The sequence below is a fragment of the Gemmatimonadota bacterium genome (assembly GCA_009835325.1).
GTDB lineage: Bacteria > JAAXHH01 > JAAXHH01 > JAAXHH01 > JAAXHH01 > JAAXHH01.
Window position 1 is genome coordinate 38,668 of the sequence record VXWP01000083.1, and the last position, 14,746, is coordinate 53,413.

General features: G+C 63.7%; 10 protein-coding genes and 1 pseudogene (1 of these 11 cut by a window edge). 7 read left to right on the forward strand and 4 right to left on the reverse strand.

The window, feature by feature from the left end:
• A pseudogene (locus tag F4Z81_11080) lies at positions 1–3 on the forward strand (RNA polymerase sigma factor); it begins 510 nt to the left of the window's first position.
• A 43-nt stretch (positions 4–46) separates the two neighbouring features.
• Entirely contained in the window at positions 47–1,723 is a 1,677-nt protein-coding gene (locus F4Z81_11085; protein ID MXW05598.1) for a hypothetical protein, read from the forward strand.
• A 125-nt stretch (positions 1,724–1,848) separates the two neighbouring features.
• Here F4Z81_11085 and F4Z81_11090 read toward each other — a convergent pair whose 3' ends face one another.
• On the reverse strand, positions 1,849–2,412 hold the full coding sequence (locus F4Z81_11090) for a DUF4976 domain-containing protein (protein ID MXW05599.1): 564 nt from the start codon (positions 2,410–2,412) through the stop codon (positions 1,849–1,851).
• Positions 2,135–3,250, reverse strand: a complete 1,116-nt coding sequence (locus F4Z81_11095) for a sulfatase-like hydrolase/transferase (GenBank protein MXW05600.1) — start codon at positions 3,248–3,250, stop codon at positions 2,135–2,137. Before F4Z81_11095 ends, F4Z81_11090 begins: the two co-directional genes overlap by 278 nt.
• A 283-nt stretch (positions 3,251–3,533) precedes the next feature.
• On the opposite strand from F4Z81_11095, the gene F4Z81_11100 reads away from it, so the two are divergent.
• The 5 genes from F4Z81_11100 to F4Z81_11120 all read left to right on the forward strand — a co-directional run bounded on the left by F4Z81_11100 (position 3,534) and on the right by F4Z81_11120 (position 13,083).
• Complete coding sequence (locus F4Z81_11100; protein MXW05601.1) at positions 3,534–4,235, forward strand: M48 family metallopeptidase; 702 nt, start codon at positions 3,534–3,536, stop codon at positions 4,233–4,235.
• A 261-nt stretch (positions 4,236–4,496) separates the two neighbouring features.
• A complete protein-coding gene (locus F4Z81_11105) occupies positions 4,497–7,745 on the forward strand; it encodes an isoleucine--tRNA ligase (GenBank protein ID MXW05602.1) in 3,249 nt (1,082 codons plus the stop codon).
• Between the two features lie 14 nt (positions 7,746–7,759).
• On the forward strand, positions 7,760–9,205 hold the full coding sequence (gene pyk / locus F4Z81_11110; protein MXW05603.1) for a pyruvate kinase: 1,446 nt from the start codon (positions 7,760–7,762) through the stop codon (positions 9,203–9,205).
• Positions 9,206–9,269: 64 nt separating this feature from the next.
• On the forward strand, positions 9,270–10,790 hold the full coding sequence (locus F4Z81_11115) for a sodium/solute symporter (GenBank protein MXW05604.1): 1,521 nt from the start codon (positions 9,270–9,272) through the stop codon (positions 10,788–10,790).
• On the forward strand, positions 10,777–13,083 hold the full coding sequence (locus F4Z81_11120; protein MXW05605.1) for an MFS transporter: 2,307 nt from the start codon (positions 10,777–10,779) through the stop codon (positions 13,081–13,083). The genes F4Z81_11115 and F4Z81_11120 overlap by 14 nt, the downstream gene beginning before the upstream one ends.
• A gap of 4 nt (positions 13,084–13,087) precedes the next feature.
• Here F4Z81_11120 and F4Z81_11125 read toward each other — a convergent pair whose 3' ends face one another.
• On the reverse strand, positions 13,088–13,804 hold the full coding sequence (locus F4Z81_11125) for a ribonuclease activity regulator RraA (protein ID MXW05606.1): 717 nt from the start codon (positions 13,802–13,804) through the stop codon (positions 13,088–13,090).
• Between the two features lie 4 nt (positions 13,805–13,808).
• Positions 13,809–14,726 (reverse strand): nucleotidyl transferase, encoded by a 918-nt coding sequence (locus F4Z81_11130; protein ID MXW05607.1) that lies wholly within the window; start codon positions 14,724–14,726, stop codon positions 13,809–13,811.
• Positions 14,727–14,746 lie beyond the last annotated feature (20 nt).

Genomic DNA, 14,746 nt, shown 5'->3' on the forward strand with positions numbered 1-14,746 from the left:
TGATTTACCGAGCCAGAAGACGATTGCGAGAGGAGTTGACCGGACTATGCCGACCATGACCAGCGAATCGTTGCACCAGGACGCGTGTCCATCCGAAATCGTCTGCTCGACCTATGCCGATGGCGAGCTGGCCGGTTCCGAAGCACGGGCGTTCACTGCTCACCTGGAAAACTGCCCACGGTGTCAGGGCCTCGTACAGGCGTTCCGCAGGGAAAGAGAAGCCCTTTTCGAAATCGTGGGAAACGCGGAGGACTTTCTGGCTGAAACGCAACCGGCACCGGTCTCTGCGCCTTCGCCCATCCACACCATGAAGCTGCTGGGACTGGTCATCGGACTCGCGGCACTGATGCGGGTGGGCATTGGCTGGGTGATGGGACTGGAATTACCATGGAGTATCGAGTGGCTGAATCCACTGAACGTTTCCGGTCAGTTGTCCATGCTCTTCAGCACTGGCGCTTATTTCATCGAATACTATCAGAACGGAGGTACGACCATGGTTACGCTGATAAGCGATATAGGCCTGACTGTCGGGCTCATCATGCTGCTGGGTTCGTTGTTTCTTCTGTTCCGGAGACCGATCGGCACGTTGGTTGTGCTTGGAGGGCTACTGTTGGTTTTGGGATACGTCCGCCCCGCGGAAGCCATCGAAATACGTTCCAGTGAGGATATCTCGGTGGATGCCGGCGAGATCGTCGACGACACCTTCGTCGCCTTCGGCCGCACGGTCAGGATCGACGGCGAGGTGACGGGAGACCTGATTGCCTTCGCCCAGTCGATCGAAATCTCGGGTTCGGTCCTGGGGGATATCTACACATTCGGCAGGACCATCGAGGTAGAAGGACAGGTGGGCGGCGGATTCGCCGGGTTCGGCCAGGTCATTCGCATAGGAGATTCGATCGGTCAGGGCGTCTACGGATTTGCGCAGTCGCTTCGGTCCAGCCCTGACGCAACGATCGAGGGAGACCTCTTCGCGTTCGGGGAGAACATCATTGTAGGTGGATCAGTCGGCCGGAACGTTACGGTGTTCGGCAATACGCTGACGATATCGGGCGCGGTGAAGCGGGACGTTACTTTCGCAGGCCGCCTGGCAACGGTCCAGTCTTCCGCATCCATCGGCGGGGACATCGACGTGGGGTTGCCTGACGAGGATAGCCTGGAGGTGGATTCCGCCGCGATCGTTGGCGGCGAAACCATCGTGGAAGTTCCCGAACCGGATCAGGACGAGGGTGAGGACGGGCTCTTTTCAGCCTGGACCATTGCCTGGACGGCCCTTTGGCTGGTCACGGCGTTCCTGTCGGGCCTGCTGCTGCTCTGGGCGCTTCCCGTGCTCCGGCGCGTGCCGCTGGACAATCTGACCGGCATACTTACGTCCGCGGGACTCGGGTTCGTGCTGGTCACGGCCACGCCGGTCCTGGCGGTTGTGCTCGCCGTGACGTTCATCGGGCTGCCCGCCGGACTGGTCATTGGCGCTGTATGGGCATTGAGCCTGTATGTGTCCAAGATCGTCGTGGCCCACTTCCTGGGCAACGCGCTGTTGCGGCCGAAACAGGAGGGCGTCCGTGCACTGTTGCTTCCCCTCCTCGCCGGCCTGGTGCTGGTCCTGATCGCCGTCAGCCTGCCCTACGTGGGCTGGGTCATCAATCTGCTGCTGGTCATCATCGGCATGGGCGCCATGGGGCAAGCGCTGTACCGGAGCGCAGGTAACCGGGTGGCCGTGGCCTGACGATCATAGAGGCAAGGCCGGAAGGGTGGGACCAGATCGGGCGGCCGCGTTCGGACTTTCGGACGCGTCCGCCCGATTTTCATTAAGAGCAAGACCTCAAGTGGCAGGCGTCACGTACTCTAACCTCACGCGTCGTACCCGGTCCAGAAGGCCCGGCCCCACTCGCTATCCGCGTCATCCCATTCGTCCCGCCAGTCGGAAAGCCTGGATCGGAGGGCCGCAAGCCGGTCGGCATGAGCAGTTTCGCCGGCCAGATTGCGGCATTCCAGCGGGTCGCGTTCCAGGTCGAACAGCTGGGTCGTCCGGCACCCGTCGACCACGTATTCGATCAGTTTGAACCGGTCGTCCTTCACCATGCGCTGCCACTGGCGGTAGGCCGCGAACAGCGTGTCCCTCGGGTGTACGCCGGGATCATCGAACGCCGGCGCCAGGCTCACACCCTCCACGGAACCGGGCGTATCCAATCCCGTCACATCGCACAGGGTAGGGAAGATATCGAGCAGGTAAGCGTAGGCGCTGCGTCGCACACCGTGCGGGATGCCCGGGCCCGGAGAAGACCAGGGGGACGCGTATGCTGTGCTCGTAGAGATTCTGCTTGCCGAACAGCCCGTGCTGGCCGATCGCCAGGCCGTTGTCCCCGGCGAAGACGACGATGGTGTCGTCCGCCATGCCGCGGTCTTCCAGCGCATCCATGACCCGCCCCATCTGCGCGTCGAGATGGGAAATCATCGCGTAGTATTCGGCGATGTGGCGCCGCACGCTCGCGGGATCCCGCGGGAACGTCTCCAGGACTTCGTCCCGTACCTTCAGGTCGCCGTTATCGAAGGGATGGCCGCCCATGAAGTTCCGCGGCAGCGGGATGGCCTCGGGATCATACAGCTCCAGGAACTCCCGGGGCATCGTCCTGGGGTCGTGGGGCGCCATGAACGAGACGTACATGAAAAAGGGATCTTCGGAATCATACCCCTGTAACCATTCGGCGGCACAGTCGGCGAAGATCTCGCTGGAGTGCCGCCCGGCGTGCACGTGGTCCCCCTTCCGGGTTTTCACTTCGTTCGAGCGGAAGGCATCCGGACACTGAGGCAGCCTTCCTTCGTACTTCCCCTCCGGGTCGTAGTTGAAGACCGGTACGTTCCAGTGGTCGTCCATGCCCCCGAAGAAGATCTCCGCGCCGTCCGAAAAACTGCGGGCGTATGACGAGACGCCGTTGTGCCATTTTCCCGTGCCCCAGGTGCGGTAGCCGTGGGACCGCAGGTATTCCCCCATCAGCGTGTGCTCCGGCGGAATGTCCGCACCGGCGCCGTCGAGATGAAACAGCGTGCGGCCTGTATGCAGCATGGCCCGGCTGGGCATGCAGATGGCGGCCGATGTGCCCCCGGGGATATGGGCTTGCGTAAAGGACACGCCCCGGTCGACCAGCCGGTCCATGGCGGGCGTGTGAACCAGGGGATTCCCCAGCGCGTGAATCGTATCGAAGCGCTGATCGTCTGTAAAGAAGAACAGGATATTGGGCTTGCCGCGGCTCAAATCGCGTCCCTTTCCAGGCTAAGGGTTCGTACGGCTGCGGACTCCGGAGGATTCATCGTGAATCTGGAATTAACGGGTTGGCATGATCAAAGTCAAACCGGTTAGTTGGTCGGGGGGAACGCTCTGTTCTCCTTTTGCAGGTCCGCTTTCCGTCCTATATTGCGGAGTCGTCAGGAGAAAAGGGTACTCTCGGCGGGGCCGAGACGACAGGATCCGACTGCCGTAGACCTGGACCGAAAGCGAGCAACCTATCGCCGCGACAAGAACATCAAAGGTTTATCGATTGCGCGTGGACGATATCGAGGTGGAAGTCCACCGGAAGCGGATCAGGCACCTGTACCTCAGGGTAGGTCCACCCGACGGACGCCTGAGGGTCTCCGCGCCGCTTCGCGTCGGTGATGATTCGATCCGCCAGGCTGTGGCGAGACGAATGCCCTGGGTCCGGCGGCAGCAGGAAAGGCAGCGCCAAAGGGAACGGGAATCCGCCCGGTCCTGGGTATCGGGCGAGCGCCATTTCGTGGAGGGGATCGACCGCGTGTTAAACGTCACAACCCACGAAGGACCGCCGCAGATCGGCCTCCTGGGCGACTCGACGCTGGAAATGCGCGTTCGACCAGGTACCGGCCGGGACGAACGGGCGGACCTGCTCTCTGCCTGGTACCGAGAACGGCTGAAAACGAGTATCCCCCGCCTGATCGCGGCATGGGAACCGTTTATGGGCGTGACGGTGAAGGAATGGCGGATCCGTAAGATGAGAACCCGCTGGGGAAGCTGCAGCGTACGAAACGGCCGGATCTGGCTGAGCCTGGAGCTGGCCAAAAAACCGATGCGATGCCTCGAGTACGTGATCGTCCACGAAATGGCCCACCTGATCGAACCCTCGCACAATCGCCGCTTCTGGGCCATCCTCGACCGACACCTGCCCGACTGGCGCGCGCGCAGGGACGAACTGAACCGGTTCCCGGTCATGGACGGCGAGGGGTAGAATCGCGGTCCGTTGATCGTTGTCGTCCACCGGGTTGCCGACCCAGTCGCTGACCCGGCCGGCCACTTGGCCGCCAGCCCTCTTGCCAGCCCTGCCACAAGCCAGAAATACCTTGTGCAACACCCCCTTACGGCCTATTTTCAGACCGGCGTTCCGGATCGGCCGAGATGCCCTTTCAGGCGGCAGTTTCCGAATGCCGGGTGGTGCTAAAACAGCAAGATAAGTCGTAAACCGTTTAACCTTTGGAGTATCGAGTTACCAGTGTCTGGCCAGATGTTCAAGCCCTTTGACGGAAAGATGGAATACCCCGCCATGGAGGAGCGCATACTCGCATGGTGGGCGGAGCATCGGATTTTCGATAAACTGCGCGCGCAATTGGCTGAACGCCCCATCTGGTCCTTCATCGACGGTCCGATAACCGCCAACAACGCCATGGGCGTCCACCACGCCTGGGGCCGGACGTACAAGGACATGTACTGCCGCTACAAGGCCATGAAGGGGTTCAACCAGCGGTGGCAGAACGGGTTCGACTGCCAGGGACTCTGGGTGGAAGTCGAGGTCGAGCGGGCGCTGGGATTCGATTCGAAGCGGGATATCGAGACCTTCGGCCTGGCGGAGTTTTCCCGGGCGTGCCGCGCGAGGGTGGACGAGTACGCGGAGCGGATCACGCGTCAGTCCATCCGCATGGGCCACTGGATGCAGTGGTACCATGAAGACGGCCATCCGGCGTCCTACTTCACGCTGGACGACAACAACATCGAACATATCTGGCACTTTCTCAAGGCCTGTGACGACCGGAAATGGCTGTACAGGGGCCACCGGTCCATGCCCTGGTGCTGGCGGTGCGGCACCAGCCTGAGCCAGCACGAATTGGTCGACTCCTACCAGGAACAGACCGATCCCTCCTGTTTCTTCCGCTGCCGCGTCGGCGGCCGTGAAGACGAGTACTTCCTGGTCTGGACTACCACGCCGTGGACCCTGACCGCGAACACCGCGCTGGCGCTGCACCCGGAAGCCGAATATGCGAAGGCGGTCCTGGACGGCGCGCACTACTACCTGATGAAATCGCTTGTCGCCACGGTATTGCCGCCGGAAGCCGAAGTCGTCGAGACGGTGAAGGGGGAGGACCTGATCGGCCTTCCGTTCCACGGTCCGCTGGAGGATCTTCCGGCGCAGCGGGAGGTTAACCGCACCACCGTCGCCTGGGAAATGGTCTCGGACGAGGAAGGCACGGGGATCGTCCATATCGCGCCGGGTTGCGGCGCCGAGGACTATCAGCTCGGACAGGAGCTGGACCTGGCCATTATCGTGCCGATCGATGAAAATGGCTATTTCACGGACGACATCGGTCCGCTCGCGGCCACCCATGTACGGGATTCGGCCGAGGGCGTCCGGCGCGAGCTGGAATCCAGGGGCGTGCTGTTCCGCTGGGAAGACTACACGCACCGGTATCCCTTCTGCTGGCGGTGCAAGACACCCCTGGTCTTCCGCCTGGCCGACGAGTGGTTCATTTCCGCGGACGAGATCAGGGCGCCCATGAAGCGGGCCGCCGCCACGGTCCAATGGGTACCCGAGTACAGCGGACTCCTGATGCAGGACTGGCTGGACAACATGGGGGACTGGTGCATTTCGCGCCGGCGATTCTGGGGGCTGCCCCTGCCCTTTTACTGTTGCGGGAACTGCGACCATATCAATGTCATAGGAAGCACGGCCGAACTGCGCGAGCGGGCCGTGGATCCTGCGCTCGTTGACGACCTGCCCGAACTTCACCGCCCTTGGATCGACGAAATCGAGATCACCTGCGAACGGTGCGGCGAAGCCGCCCGCAGGGTGACCGAAGTGGGCGACTGCTGGCTCGACGCCGGGATCGTGCCCTTTTCGACCTTGAATTACCTGCCGGAACACCGCGGGATCGAAGGCACGATCCGGTCGGAGCGCGGACCGGAAGCCGAAAGGGACAAGGCGAGTGTTGCCTCGCCCGGTCCGGAATCCACCTGGGAATCGTGGTCTCCCGCGGACTGGATCACGGAAATGCGGGAACAGATCAGGCTCTGGTTCTATTCCCAGTTGTTCATGTCGGTGACCCTCTACGACCAGTCGCCGTTCAAGGCCGTGCTCACCTACGAAGAAATGAGGGACGAAAACGGCGAGCCCTTCAGCAAGAGCGGCGACAACGCCATCGCCGTGGAGGACGCCACGGCCCGCATGGGCGCCGACGTGATGCGGTGGCAGTACGCCGGCGCGCCGCTGAACATGGTCTTCCGGTTCGGTTACGGTCCCGCCGAGGAGGTAACCCGGAAGATGCTGCGGCTGTGGAACGTTTACGCGTTCTTCGTGACCTACGCCAACCTGCCGGATTGCCCGCCGATTTCCACTGCCGCCCCCGTAACGGACCGCAGCGAACTTGACCGATGGGTGCTCTCGCGGATGCATCAGCTGATCCGCCATTGCAACGACCGGATGGACCATTTCGATTCGGCCGCGGTGGTCCGCGAAACAGAACGGTTCATCGACGTGCTTTCCACCTGGTACGTCCGCCGGAGCCGGCGGCGATTCTGGAAGAGCGGCGATGACGCGGACAAGCAGTCGGCGATCCAGACGCTTTACGAAGTGCTGGTGACGATGAGCAGGCTGATCGCGCCCATCCTGCCTTTTTCCGCCGAGGAGCTCTACCGGAGCCTGGTCCCTCCCGTCGACGCATCGGCGCCGGAGAGCGTCCATCTCTGCGCATATCCTGAGGCGTCCGGCGAACTGATCGACCAGGATCTCATGGACGACATGGATGACCTGATGCTGGTGATCGAACTGGGCCGCTCCGCGCGCAACGAAGCCCGGATGAAAGTCCGCCAGCCGGCCATCCGGCTGCTGGTGCAACCCGCGAGCTCCCGGCAGGGCAGAACCATCGAGCGGATGCGCTCGCAGGTGCTGGAAGAACTGAACGTGAAAGACCTGGAACTGGTCGACAGCGAGGACGCGTTTCGCGGATACGCGGTGAAGCCGGTTTTCTCGAAGTGGGGTCCCCGGTTTGGCAAGCGGCTCAACGCCGTGCGGCAGGCGCTGGAGACACTGGACGGCGACGAGACCGGCGCCCTTGTCGCAGGCGGCGAGGTCCTTACGCTCGAGGTGGAGGGTGAACGGGTCGATCTGTCGCCCGAAGAGCTCGAGGTCGAACGGGTGGACGCGGACGGGCTGTCCGTGACTTCGGACTTCGGATGCACGGTCGCCATCGACACCACGGTAACCCGCGATCTCCTGCTCGAGGGACTGATGCGGGACTTCGTCCGCCACGTGCAGAATCTCCGCAAGGAAGCCGACTTCAACGTGGACGACCGGATCACGCTTTACTACGAGGCGGACGGCGACCTGGCCGAGGCCATCGATACCCACGCCGACTACATCAGGACGGAAACGCTGTCGACGGCGCTTCGCGACGAGCCCGTACCCGGAGATGTCCATTCCGGCGAACTCAGGCTCGGTGAGCACGTCGCCCGCATCGGGGTATTGAAGTAAGCTTCGGTTGCCTGATGCGGCCCGGCCCGCGAAAGGACGGACCGATGCGACGTACCAAAATCGTTTGCACCGTGGGTCCCTCCATCCGTTCGCCCGAGATGATCCGCCAGGTACTCGAGGCCGGCGTAGACGTCTTCCGTCTCAATTTCTCCCATGGCACCCCGGACGACCACAGGTGCAGCGTCCACCGCATCCGGTCCGCCGCGGACGACCTCGGCAAGCCCGTCGCGATCCTCCAGGACCTGCCCGGTCCGAAGATCCGCGTCGGTACGTTTCAACACGGTCCCGTTCAACTCGATGCGGGCGATGGTTTCACCCTGACAACGGAACCGGTGCCCGGCAGCCGGACCAGCGTGTCGGTGAATTACGCAGGCCTTCCGGAGGAGGTATGCCCGGGACAGCGCCTGTTGCTGGCCGACGGTCTGGTCGAACTGCGTATCGAGGCGGTGGAACCGCCCGATATTCGGTGCAAAGTACTCCTCGGCGGTTCACTCTCGGATCACAAGGGCATCACGGTACCGCGTGGAGCAAAGGGTATCAACGCCTTCACGGACAAGGACCGGGAACTGCTGGTGGAAGGGCTCGATATGGGCGTGGATATGGCCGCGCTTTCCTTTGTCCGAAACCGGGGTGACGTGTTGAGCGCACGCAAGCTGCTGGACGACAGGGGGGCAAGCCTGCCCCTGATGGCGAAGATCGAAAAACCGGAGGCCGTGGACGCGCTGGACGACATCCTCCCGGCCGTGGATGCGCTCATGGTCGCGCGGGGAGACCTGGGCGTGGAAATCCCCTACGAGGATGTCCCGCTGGTGCAGAAGGACATCATCACCAAGGCCCTGCAGGCCGCTAGGCCCGTCGTAACGGCCACGCAGATGCTGCGGTCCATGGTCGACAGTTCCCGGCCCACGCGGGCGGAGGCCGCCGACGTGGCCAACGCGGTCCTCGACGGATCGGACGCGGTGATGCTATCGGAAGAAAGCGCTACGGGCGCCTATCCGGTGGAGGCCGTGCATGCGCTGGCGACTATCGCGGAACAGGCCGAAGCCAGGTTGTTCCAGCGAACGGTGCACGGAAACCCGGTGCGTCGAGGGATCCCCGGCGTTTCGGAAGCAATCAGCCATGCGTCCTGCGTCCTGGCCCTGGAGGCAGGCGCGAAGGCCATCGTCTGCTGCACGCGGTCGGGTCACACCGCCCGGGTGGCCGCGCGACACCGGATCAGCGTGCCGATCATCGCCGTGAGCCCGGAGGTGGCGACCGTTCGCCGCCTCGCCCTGGTCTGGGGCGTCAAACCGGTGCTGTGCGCCGAGTTCGACACGACGGACGGGATGATCCGCACGTCGCTCGACGCGGCCCGCGAGGCCGGTGGTCTCAGCCGGGGAGGCCACATCGTCATCGTCGGCGGATCGCCGTCGGCAGGACCCGGTCACACGGATTTCGTCCGAATCGCCGCCGTGCCCTAGCCGCACGTGGTACCTGTCGTCCTGTAGATACATTGTATACACTACGCAGTGGAAGCGAGGATCCATGACTCCCGGCGGACTGACGCCCGTCGACTGGACCATCATCATCGGATACGCCCTGGCGACCATATCGCTGGGCTATTACTACAGCCGCAGGCAGAGCACCGTCAGGGAGTATTTCACCGGCGGGGGGCGCATGCCGCCGACGCTGATCGGCTTCTCGCTGTTCGCCACGCTGCTCAGTACCATCTCCTACCTGTCCATTCCGGGCGAGGCCATCGGCAAGGGGCCCGTCTGGATGCTCAACTACCTGACGATTCCGATCATCTTTTTGGTAGTCGGCTACGGGCTGATTCCCGTCTACATGCGGACGCGCGTGACCAGCGCCTACGAACTGCTGGAGGACCGGCTCGGTCTGGGCATCCGCCTGCTGGGCGCGGTGATGTTCATCCTGCTCCGGCTGGTCTGGATGGCTCTGCTGATCTACCTGTCCGCCAAGGCCATGACCGTCATGCTGGGCGTGGGTGATGACTGGATCCCCGTCATCACCCTGGTTACCGGGCTCGTGGCGGTCATCTACACCTCGCTGGGCGGACTGCGGGCCGTGGTGATTACCGACACGCTCCAGACCCTGCTCATGCTCGGCGGCGCCATACTGGTAATCGTGACGGTTACCCTGCATTTCGACGGATTCGGCTGGATTCCGGGCTCCTGGCAGCCCCATTGGGACGCGCAGCCTGTCTTCAGCCTGGACCCGTCCGTGCGCCTGACCGTAATCGGCTCCATGATGGCGTCCATGACGTGGGCGATTGCCACGGCCGGGGGCGACCAGACCGTGGTGCAGCGTTTCATGGCAACCACCGACGCCCGCGCGGCCAGGCGGTCCTACCTGACCCAGCAACTGGTGGGGCTCTGCATCGGGGTCACCCTGTGGGTCGCGGGTTTCGCCCTCCTCGGATTCTTCCAGGACCAACCCGGCCTGCTGCCCGCCGGCGCCGACCTGGACGGACTGGCCGACCATGTGTTCCCCCATTACATCGCCTACTACCTGCCGCCCGGCGTATCGGGGTTCGTGGTCGCCGCCATGTTCGCGGCCGCCATGTCCAGCCTGGACTCGGGCGTCAATGCGATTACGGCCGTGGTATCTACGGATTTCATCGACCGGTTCAGAAAGTCGCCGGCTACCGAGAAACAGTTGACGCGTACGGCTAAAACGCTCGCCTTCGTCATCGGCGCCATTGCCGTGGGCGCGAGTTCGCTGATGGAACTGGTACCCGGCAACATCACGGCGGTGACCAACAAGACCTCGAATCTGCTGACGACGCCTATATTCGCCCTGTTCTTCTTCGCGCTGTTCGTGCCGTTCGCCCGCCCGGCCGGCGTCGTCGCAGGCGCAGTGTGCGGCGTCCTCACCGCTTCGCTCATCGCCTTCTCCGGTCCGCTCTTCGGCATGTTGCCCGATGGGAACGATCCGGTCAGCTTCATGTGGATCAGTCCCGTGGCCCTGGCCGTGAACCTGGGGGTCGGCACGACGGTCAGCTGGATACTGGCGCGGAACGGGAAATCGAATCATGCAACAGGATAAGAAACTGACCCGGCTGCAGACGGCGCGCGGGATGCGCATGTGGAACGTGAACGGCATGCTCGAGTCGGTGCATTCGGCGATTACCACGGGCGTCTACACCACGGGTTACGCGCTGCATCTCGGCGCATCCAGCGCCATGATCGGTTTTATCTCCGCGTCCATTTCCATCGGCCAGTTGCTTCAAGCCTTCTCGCCGCTGCTGATCGAGCGCCTGCGACGGCGCAAGTCGCTGTGTCTTTCCGCCAATGCCGTCAGTTCGTCGCTCTGGCTGCCCATCGCCTTCATCCCCTTTCTCTTCTTCGAGGTATACCAGGTGCTGGCACTCATGGGCTGCATCGCCCTTTCGAAGGCCGTCATGTCCCTGGTTTCCCCGGCGCGTCAGTCCTGGCTGACCGACCTGGTACCCGACGAGATGCGCGGCCGCTTCGTCGCCCGGCAGCGCAGTCTGACGGCGTCCGCCGGACTGATCACGTCGGTCTGCGCGGGGTTCTTCCTGAGTTCGTACGCCGCGGGAGACGAGCAGGAAGGCTTCACCACCCTGTTCATCGTGGCCGTGGTCTTTTCCGGCTTCGGGGTCTGGGCCTGGTCCCGCATTCCCGAACCGCAGAAGAGCCGGGGAGAGCATGTCCCTTCGAACCAATTGCTTCGCCTGCCCTTCCGGCACGGTCCCTTTCGCAGACTGATGTTCCTGGTTTCGGGCCGGCTCCTCATCGCCCAGATCGCCGCGCCTTTCTTTACGGTCTACATGTTGCGGACGCTGGAGGTCTCCTACGCCCAGATCGCGATCTACTCAGCGATTCAGACCATCGCCACGATTATCATGAATCCCTTCTGGGGCTACCTGGCGGACAAGTACGGGTACAAGCCGGTCATGTCGCTTACCGCCGTGGGGCTGGCCCTGTTTCCGCTGGGATGGGGATTCGTGACCCTGGAAAACTACTGGGTCATGGTGCCGCTGGTGCAGGTCTGGGGCGGCACTATGAGCGCGGGGTGGGGCACCGCCCGGTTCAATCTCATCGTCAAGACGGCCCCGGCGGTCAACCGATCCGCTTTCCTGGGATGCTACTCCGCGGTATCAAGAGGGTGCGCGGCCTGCGGCGCCGTACTGGGCGGTATAGCCGCCGATCTGTGTACTTCCATCCCCGCCGTTTCTTTCTTCGGCTACACCTTCGCGGGCCTCCAATACCTTTTCCTTGCCAACGGGACGCTTCGCATCGCCTACATGGGCCTGCTGACCCGCGTGACCTCCGATTCGCAGGTCTCTTCCCGGGACGTGATCAACCGCGTGCGCAAGGGGAATCCCATCGCGACCCTGTGGCACCTGGTGCGCATGGGGAAATCGAGCAATCCCTCGGTCCGGGCCCGGGCCGCCCGTGAACTGGGTGAAACGGGCAGTCACCTGGCCGTGGACGAATTGATAGCGTTGCTGGAGGACAGCGACCGCAACGTGCGACGGGAGGCCGTACAGTCCCTGAGCAGGATCGGCGCGGTGGAGGCCGTGAATCCGCTGCTCGAATGCGTGGGCAGCCCGTCGTCGGACATCGCCGAAGAGGCCGTGGAAGCCCTGGGCGCGGTGCCATCGTCGCTCAGCCTCAACATCCTGGTGACCCTGCTGCACGACGAACGCCCGGGCATCCGAAGAAGCGCCATTCTCGCCCTGGATCGAATCGGGGACCGGCGCGCGGAAACCGCGCTGGAAGCCCTGCTCGAGCACGAGCGGGACCCCGCGATCGTCCAGTCCGCCCTGGAAACGCTGGCCAGGATGGGGAATACCGGCATCCTGGGACGGCTGCAGGACCTCATACGGGCCAGCGAAACCAGCCTCGAGCGGGGGGTGCTGGTCATGTCGGCGGGACATCTCCTCGGCGCACCGGATCTGCTGTACCGGTTGCTCCAGTCCGGCGAGATGGACCAGGACCGGGCGACGGTGCGGATTTTCCGATCCGTCCGCCGGCAACTGGGCGGCTGGTCGCGTGTGGAAAGAGCGGCAAGGAACCGGTTCACGGACGCCGTCGACCGCGCCCTGAGCGCGTTCGAGCGTCAGCAGACCGGTGAGGTGCTGACGCGGCTCGTGGAGATCGCACGGGACATCGCCGGGGAAGCGGGTGCGGACCGGGCGGCCGATGATGCGGCGTCCGAGGGAGGATCCGCGGCCGGCCCGGACGATCTCGAACTGGCGTACAGGGTCCTGGCGGACCTGGAATCGGAAGGCCGGAACAGAACCCTGCACGCCGAAGAGAGACTGCTGGCGGTTGTGGCCTTTCAGCGCATGGCGGATCTGGCCACCGACTGAAGGATCAGCCCTTTTTTGCCTTCCAGGCCTCGTATTCGGCCAGGGTCTTTTCATCGGGCGGGTAGACGCCGATGATGCTGGCTCCCTGCTGGATCTTCTGCAGGATGAAGACTTCGCGGTCCTCCTGCGCCACGGCCCTGGCCGCCACTTCTTCGGCAAGGTGGCGCGGGATCACCACGACGCCCTCCGTATCACCCACAATGAGATCTCCGGGGAACACGGCTACGCCGCCGCAGGCGATGGGACGCTGTATATCGCTCGGGTAGTGCACGCTCTTGCTGTTGTGGGCGTTCATGGCCTTCGCATACGCGGCGAGCCCGGATTCGACGATGGCCGGGGTATCCCGGAACGCGCCGTCGCTCACCACCCCCGCGGCGCCGCGCTGCAGAATTCGCGTGGCGAGGATGTCGCCCATGACGCCGGCCCGGGTGTCGCCCCGCGCGTCGATCACGAGCACCTCGCCTTGTCCGATGCTTTCGATACCGATCCGCTGCATGTCCGTCAGGTTGTCCACGGGCACGTGCGTGATGTCCTCCCGGCCGGGTATGTACCGGAGGGTAAAGGCGGGACCGGCTATGCGCGTGTCCGGGGCCAGGGGCGCGACGTCCTGCATGAACGTGTTGTACAGGCCGAATTCCGTGAGTACGGAGGTCAGCGTGGCCGTACTCGGAATGAGCAGGGATTCTAAGGTTTCCCGCGATGGTGCCTGCTGTTCAGACATGGTATCAGCATTCCTTTCTGTGGTTGGAAATGCCGGTTGGACCGGCGAAGGCCGCCACAGCCTCCACGTATCCTTCCGGCGAACCCGTGTCGAAGTGATCGCCGTTGATTTCCAGGGCGAAGTACGCCCGTTGAGTGGCCAACATGGCTTGTGCCCCGGTCAGTTGAAGTTCGCCGTTATCCATGGTGCCGCCTCCTTCCATCCGCGCCAGGCAATCGAAGATGTCCGGCGTCATGGCGTGCAGGCCGAACCAGCAGAGGTAAGTGTCCGCCGGCATGCCCTCCACGCGCAGCCGTTCCCACGCCAGGTCCGGTTCGGGCTTTTCCACCGCGGTGTCCAGTTCGTAGAGTCCGTTCCACCGGGGCACGGGACGGCCCGAAACCGTCCCGAAGCGGCTGATTTCATCGACGGATTTGCGGATCACGCCCGAAACCGGGGCCTGCAGTTCCGCGTAGGCGTCCAGCAACTGACGCGCGCAGCACCGGTCCTCCCCGCTGAGGTACAGGTGATCGCCCAGCATGACCAGGACCGGATCGCCGCCGATCCAGGCCTTCGCGCGAAGGGCCGCGTCGCCGAACCCCCGGGGACGGTCCTGCGTGATGAAGGTCAGTTTCTCCGAAAGTGCGCCGGGGGATTCGGCCGCGGCGAGCAGGTCCGCACGGTTTCCGATTACGGATTTCAATGGGCCGGGCAACCGCGAGAAGTAAGCGCGGATCAGTGCCTCGTCTTCCGGTGCAATCACCAGGCCGATTTCCTCGATGCCCGCGTTGACCGCCTCCTCGATGATCAGTTGCAGCACGGGGCAAACCCGTCCCCGGACGTCCACGATGGGGAAGAGCGCCTTGCGCACGGCGCGGGTCGCCGGCAACATGCGGACGCCGTGTCCCGCCAGGGGGATGACCGCTTTTCGTATTGGTTTCAAACCGGTCCGACTCCTTCAAA

Excerpts from the sequence above, each read along its gene's own strand:
- F4Z81_11090 (MXW05599.1), bottom strand. The coding sequence starts at position 2,412 with ATGCGCTGGAAGACCGCGGCATGGCGGACGACACCATCGTCGTCTTCG.
- F4Z81_11120 (MXW05605.1), top strand. The coding sequence starts at position 10,777 with ATGCAACAGGATAAGAAACTGACCCGGCTGCAGACGGCGCGCGGGATG.
- F4Z81_11085 (MXW05598.1), top strand. The coding sequence starts at position 47 with ATGCCGACCATGACCAGCGAATCGTTGCACCAGGACGCGTGTCCATCC.
- F4Z81_11115 (MXW05604.1), top strand. The coding sequence starts at position 9,270 with ATGACTCCCGGCGGACTGACGCCCGTCGACTGGACCATCATCATCGGA.
- pyk (MXW05603.1), top strand. The coding sequence starts at position 7,760 with ATGCGGCCCGGCCCGCGAAAGGACGGACCGATGCGACGTACCAAAATC.
- F4Z81_11125 (MXW05606.1), bottom strand. The coding sequence starts at position 13,804 with ATGTCTGAACAGCAGGCACCATCGCGGGAAACCTTAGAATCCCTGCTC.